Source organism: uncultured Corynebacterium sp. (assembly GCF_945649885.1).
Lineage (GTDB): Bacteria > Actinomycetota > Actinomycetes > Mycobacteriales > Mycobacteriaceae > Corynebacterium.
This window is the reverse complement of sequence record NZ_CALZFS010000148.1, coordinates 1-5,966: the sequence shown is the minus strand read 5'-3', so window position 1 is coordinate 5,966 and position 5,966 is coordinate 1. Positions and strand designations below refer to the sequence as shown.

The following is a 5,966-nucleotide window of genomic DNA, read 5'->3' as shown; positions in this document are numbered from 1 at the left end:
CTGGTCTGCTGGGCGGCGGAGTCCTGGCTGACCGGATCGGGGCACGCCCGGTCGACCTCACCGGTAGCGTGATCGCCGCGGTGGGAAACCTCAGCCTGTTGTTATGGCATACGGGAACCGGCCTGTTGTCAGGCCGTTTCATCGTGGGACTGGGCGTGGGTCTGGCGGTGAGTGCCGGAACCGCCTGGGCCGGACGTTTACGTGGCGCCAACGGAATCACCCTGGCTGGTGTCATCCTGACCATGGGTTTTGCCATCGGCCCTATTGCCTCAGGGATCTTTGCTCAACTCCTGCCCCCATCGGTGACAGCCACCGTGCCCTTTGCCATCTCCACCGCCCTGTCCCTGATCGCAGTACTCATCGCCTGGGTGGTGGGGGATGTTCGGGAGGCAGAACCCACTCAAGCAACTGGGGGACATGAGTCGGCGCAGCAGCAATCCACGGCACAAGCACAGTCCCAGCATGTTCAGCCTCAGCGGAGCCTGCGGAAAGCACTGGCCATTTCTCTCCCCATGGCCATCTGGGTGTTTAGCTGCGCCACCACCTCGATGGTCATCCTCTCCGCCCGTGCCTCCTCACACTTTGACAATGCTGTTCTCCTCCCCGGTCTTGCAGCCTTCCTGTTTTTCAGTGCCGGTCTGACCGTGCAGACAGTGGGCCGGAAGATGGTGTGGGGCCGCACTTCAGGCATCATCGGAGCACTGTGTGCCGCTGTGGGTTTCATGCTGGCCGGATTCGCCGGGGAGATCGCACCCGTCTGGTTGTTTGTTGTTGCTTCCCTGATTCTGGGCACCGCCTATGGACTGAGCCTGCGCGAAGGTCTGCTGGGCATTGACACCTACACCCCACTGCGCCAGCGGGGTGCCGCGATCGGAATCTACTATGTCTTCACCTATCTGGGATTCGGTCTTCCCACCCTGCTGGATGCACTGGATCCCACCCTGGGGCCCACCACTCCGCTGTTCATCATCGGGGTACTCGCCTTAGGATCTGTCGTGATCCGTGTGGTTCAGATCCAGCGTGGTTATCTTCCCGCCCGTTAACTGCGGTTGATCACTGCAGCCCCTTCCGGAAGCCGCACCCCATGGCGTAGCATCAGTGATATAGATCACGTGGGCTGTGTTGTACGTCAAATGTGAAAAAATGGCCTCGCGTGACATGTTCACCCACCAGCCAGGAGGCCACCATCATGTCTGCCACATCCACCACCCCCATCGTGAAAGGCACCGGAGCACACCATGTCATCGCCCTGAATGGGTGGTTTGGTCGGGCCGAGGACTGGGGAGTGTTCACTGATCATCTTGACATGGAGAATTTCACCTGGCATTTCTTTGAATACCGTGGCTATGGGGCCCGGAAAAATGAGGACACCGGGCAATATGATCTGGCGGAGATCTCCCGGGAGGTGACGGAGTACATCGGGGGTCTGGGCGTCGCTAAGCTCTCACTGCTCGGGCATTCCATGGGCACGGTCTTCATGCAGCGCATCCTGCTCGACTCCCCCGTCGAGATCACCGCACTGGTGGGGATCTCGGCGGTGCCGGCCTCCGGCACACCACTGGATGAACAATCCCGGGCGTTATTTGAATCCGCGGCCACACAGGAGGCTTCACGACGCACCATCATCGACTTCACCTCCGGCAGCCACCTCCCCGACAGCTGGCTAGACCAGATGGCAGCTGACTCCATGGCCCACTCCACCCCGGAAGCCGTGAGAAATTACCTTCTGGCCTGGGCCGATGCTGACTTCGCCGCAGAACTAGGCACCCAGGACCTACCCGTGCTCATCCTCACCGGCGCCAATGATCCAGCAGCAACCAGCGACTTCGCCACCGACACCTACGGGCAGATCTACCCCAACCTCACCGTGGAAGAACTCCCCGACACCGGCCACTACCCCATGTTCGAACACCCACTCAGCCTCACAACCAAAGTGGTGACTTTCCTCAGATCAGTCTGATATCTGCTTTCCCGACCCCGTGATCAGCTTCACCAGCAGAATCTTCAAAATATCCTGCTCCACCTCGGTGAGTCGCTCCGCCCACTCACCGAGCAGCTCATTCTGCTCAAGATAAGACGCCCGCACAATCTCCCGACCCCCCTCAGTCAACGCCAGAACATGGGTGCGCTTATCCACCGTCGACTGAACCTGACCAATGTGATCATCGCGGACCAGATTTTTCACAATCGCCGAGGTGGTGGCCCTGCTGGTCCCCGCCAACTGCGCCACCCGGTGCTGTTCCAGATCCCCCACCATCCACAAGATGAACAACACCTTGAAGGAATTCCAACTCAGACCCTTCGGCCGGAAAATCTGCGCCTCCGTCACCCCGGTGGCGATACCCGCAGCATGGTTGAGCACCACAAGAAGATCATTGGCGCGCAGGTCCTCATCAACGAATTCCTGCCCCAACTGAATTTTACTCAGCTGGCGAAAGGACCCGAAATCCCCCACCTCATTATCGTCCGCCAACACATCCCCCTTTTTTCCACCCAAGCCAATAGTTCGTGTTCAGACCGACAACACACCACGTCTGCCAACAAGTCCGCATCTGTGCTTCATCCAGACTACTAGAGCACCCTCCACAAGAAGCACATTCACTGCACCCAGATTAAACAGGGTCCCTGGCTACGGCCGCCCTCCCACCCCACTTACCCTGCACACCGGGGGCTTCAGGGATAGTGTGAGCGCATGTCACAGGAATCCCCAGGCATGTTCCGGCGCACCATTGACCGTGGTCTGGCAAAGATCCGTCGAAATCCACGCGATGATTTCGCCGATGAGATCACACAGGAGATCTTTGATCATGCAACAAATATCACCCTGCCACTGACCGCCCGCCTCAAGCCAAAAGGCCTGTTCCAGGACGATTGGCGGGCACGCCCCACTGCAGCACGCCCCTGGCCGATCGTGATGATCCACGGCTCCGGTGCCAGCAAAGGATCCTGGGAGGAACTCGGCGGGGAACTACGCACCAAGGGATGGGCGGTGTTCGCACCCGACTTCGGCACCCGCGCCACCGAACCCATCGCCGAATCCGCCGCCCAGATCGGTGCCTATATTGATGCAGTGCTATTGGTGACCGGTGCTGCCCAGGTTGTTCTGATCGGACATTCCCAGGGAGGTGTGGTAGCCCGCTACTGGATGCGCACCTACGGCGGCTACATGAAAGTCCGCCACATGATCACCCTGGCCGTCCCCAACCACGGCACCCTCATGGGCGGCATCCTGCACCCCATGACCAAAGTCCGCCGCGCCGAAGGCCTCATGGAACAACTCGTGACCAGCATGTTCGGCCCCACCGGCTTTGAACAGATCCGCGGCAACGAAATCATGCGCTTCCTCGCCGACGGCAGCGACCTCGACCCCGGGGTCACCTACTCCTGCATCGCCACCCACTTCGACCCCTTCATCCAACCCCCCGAAGTAGCATTCCTCGAGGTCAACGAAGACGACGACCCCGAGCGCGTACACAATATCTGGGTCGAAGACACCTACCCACGCGCCATGATCCGGCACCAGGACATGGTCCGCGACCCCCGCGTCATTGAGATTGTGCGTTCAGAACTCGACCGTGTCGCCCGGCTGGGCTGAACCCTCCATAAAGGATTTGTCGATAAATTAGGGGGCATGCCCACCCATCCGACCTCCAGACCACCCCGCCCCCTGAAACTGCCCAAACACATCGACCCACTCACCGACCTACGCCGCGAACTAACCACCGCCCTCAAAACCCTCTGGCGCAATCTCCCCACCAGCGATGACGCCCCACAGGCAACCGAACTTCCCGAGGAGGTCATCCAGGAGATCATCACCAACTACGCCCGGGATCCCAAGCGGAACAATGAGCTTATCGACGACGCGACCGCCTCCCTCCCCCTGCTGGCCCGCGCGCGTCACCGCGGCCTCTTTGAGGACGACTGGCGAGCCCGCCCCACAGCCGAACGCCCCTGGCCGGTGGTGCTGGTGCACGGAACAGGCACCACCAAAGGCGACTGGCAAGACCTGGGCACCGATTTACGACGCGATGGCTGGGCCGTCTTCGCACCCGATTTCGGCAACCGTGCCACCGGATCCGTGAAGGAATCCGCAGAACAGGTCGGAGCCTATGTGGATGCGGTGCTGTGTGCCACCGGTGCCACACAGGTCATCGTGGTGGGCCACTCCCAGGGTGGTGTGGTGGCACGATATTGGATGCGTGTCCTGGGCGGACACCCCAAGGTGAAGCACCTGGTGTGCCTGGCCTGCCCGAATCACGGCACCACCATGGGTGGCATCGTCAGCCCACTGCTCAAATCCAACCGTGGTGAATCCGTGGCCAGTTCCGTGGTGCATTCCTGGTTCGGCAGCGCAGGCTTTGAGATGATCCGCGGCCACGACACCATCAACCTCATCAACGAAGGCGGCGACCTGGACCCAGGGGTGACCTACACCAATATCGCCACACATTTCGACACCGTCATCCAACCCCCAGAAACCTGTTTCCTCATGCCCGACACCCCAGATGACGCCCACCGGGTCCACAACATCTGGGTGGAAACCCTCGACTCCGAAGCCGTGGTCCTCCACCCCGCGATGCCCTCCGACCACCGGGTGCGTGCCCTGGTCCGGGCCGATCTAGCAAGACTGCCCATAAAGGAATAATTCTACAGATCCAGGGCATCCAAAATCTGGTCAAAGGCCGGCCCCACGCGGGTCCGCCACAACACATCCACACGGTGGTCGGCCCGTCCCGGCCCACCATTGATCACAGCCACCGGCCTGCCTGCCCGTTGTGCCTCAATGACGATGCGGTATCCACTCATCACCGCCAAGGAGGAGCCAGCCACAATGACCGCTTCCGCCTCATCAAGCAATTGCGCTGCACGCATTTTCCTTATGGAGGGAACCGGTTCACCGAAGTACACCACATCCGGTTTGAGCAGCAGGGAACCACACATCACACAGCCGGCCATGGTGAAGCGGTCCACCTGTGCGTCATCGAGGAAAACGTCACCATCAGGGTTGACGTTGGCGGGATCAAGGCGGATGGAGTCGATGTAGCCGGGATTGGTGGAGTCGAGACGGGCGTCGAAAAGCATGCGGTCCTCCAGGTGACCGCACGCAAGGCACACCACCTGCGCCAGATCACCATGCAGCGCCAGGAGGTTGGTGGAACCGGCCGCGTGGTGCAGTCCGTCGACATTCTGCGTGATGAGGCCGCTGAGCAACCCGGCGCGTTCCAACTCAACGAGGGCGAAATGCGTGCGGTTGGGCCGGGCTGCGCCCATCACCCGCCAGCCGACAAATGACCGTGCCCAGTAGCGATGCGACGCCGTCGGATCATGTCGGAACTCCTGGTATGTCATCGGGCGATGCCTGCTCAGACTGCCCTCCGGCCCACGGTAATCCGGGATGCCGGAATCAGTGGACACTCCGGCGCCCGTCACCGCCAGCACGGAACGGCCCTCCAGGAGGGTGACGACCCCATCCAATGCCACCGCGTCTTCCATAGGTGTGGTGGTCTCCTCCACGACGCGCGCTATGGACCGCAGAGCGGAATTATGTGCCTGGGTTGCTAGACGATCAAAGGAGTTATACATGAAATTCACACCAACAATTCACTTCTGACCCACTTGTTTACTCAATCATCACCTGTATCCTCTATGGACATGAGCTTTCTCAACACAGCCCGCACCCGCCGCATCGCTGTCACCGCCGCCGCCATTGGAGCCTTCTCCATGGCCAGCCCGGCGATCGCCTCCGCGGACCCCATCGATGACGCACTCAAAGCCATCCCATCTGGACAGATCTCCTGCGCCCAGGCAGAGAGGTACTGGACCGATGAGGCTGACTATAACAGCAAGGTCTCCCAGGCCAATGCCCTCGCGCTCTTCGACCGCCGCGGTCCCCAGATCAAGGCGGCACTTGCCCGCGTTGATGAAGCAGCCAACCGCTGTGGCCTCAAGGGTGGCGCTGCCAACAC

At 60.8% G+C, this 5,966-nt stretch carries 6 protein-coding genes and 1 pseudogene; 5 read left to right on the top strand and 2 right to left on the bottom strand.

Going from position 1 to position 5,966, the window contains the following annotated elements; genetic code table 11:
* Together Q0M74_RS12590 and Q0M74_RS12585 are read left to right on the top strand one after the other, a co-directional pair.
* The coding region (locus Q0M74_RS12590) for an MFS transporter (RefSeq protein ID WP_293954996.1) at positions 1-1,043 on the top strand (1,043 nt) is incomplete at its 5' end.
* 146 nt (positions 1,044-1,189) lie between these two features.
* A complete protein-coding gene (locus Q0M74_RS12585; RefSeq protein WP_293954994.1) occupies positions 1,190-1,960 on the top strand; it encodes an alpha/beta fold hydrolase in 771 nt (256 codons plus the stop codon).
* Here the strand turns inward: Q0M74_RS12585 and Q0M74_RS12580 are convergent.
* Positions 1,952-2,473 carry a MarR family winged helix-turn-helix transcriptional regulator gene (locus tag Q0M74_RS12580; RefSeq protein WP_293954992.1) on the bottom strand — a complete coding sequence of 174 codons (522 nt, stop codon included), beginning with the start codon at positions 2,471-2,473 and terminating at the stop codon, positions 1,952-1,954. The two genes, Q0M74_RS12585 and Q0M74_RS12580, sit on opposite strands and share 9 nt — an antisense overlap.
* A 219-nt stretch (positions 2,474-2,692) precedes the next feature.
* Between Q0M74_RS12580 and Q0M74_RS12575 the strand changes: the two genes are divergently transcribed.
* Complete coding sequence (locus Q0M74_RS12575; RefSeq protein WP_293954990.1) at positions 2,693-3,595, top strand: triacylglycerol lipase; 903 nt, start codon at positions 2,693-2,695, stop codon at positions 3,593-3,595.
* A gap of 36 nt (positions 3,596-3,631) precedes the next feature.
* On the top strand, positions 3,632-4,645 hold the full coding sequence (locus Q0M74_RS12570; protein WP_293954988.1) for a triacylglycerol lipase: 1,014 nt from the start codon (positions 3,632-3,634) through the stop codon (positions 4,643-4,645).
* Between the two features lie 2 nt (positions 4,646-4,647).
* On the opposite strand, the gene Q0M74_RS12565 is transcribed toward Q0M74_RS12570, so the two are convergent.
* Positions 4,648-5,583, bottom strand: a complete 936-nt coding sequence (locus Q0M74_RS12565; RefSeq protein ID WP_293954986.1) for a Sir2 family NAD-dependent protein deacetylase — start codon at positions 5,581-5,583, stop codon at positions 4,648-4,650.
* 69 nt (positions 5,584-5,652) lie between these two features.
* Between Q0M74_RS12565 and Q0M74_RS12560 the strand changes: the two are divergent.
* Positions 5,653-5,966, top strand: a pseudogene (locus tag Q0M74_RS12560) (hypothetical protein); the annotation flags it as partial.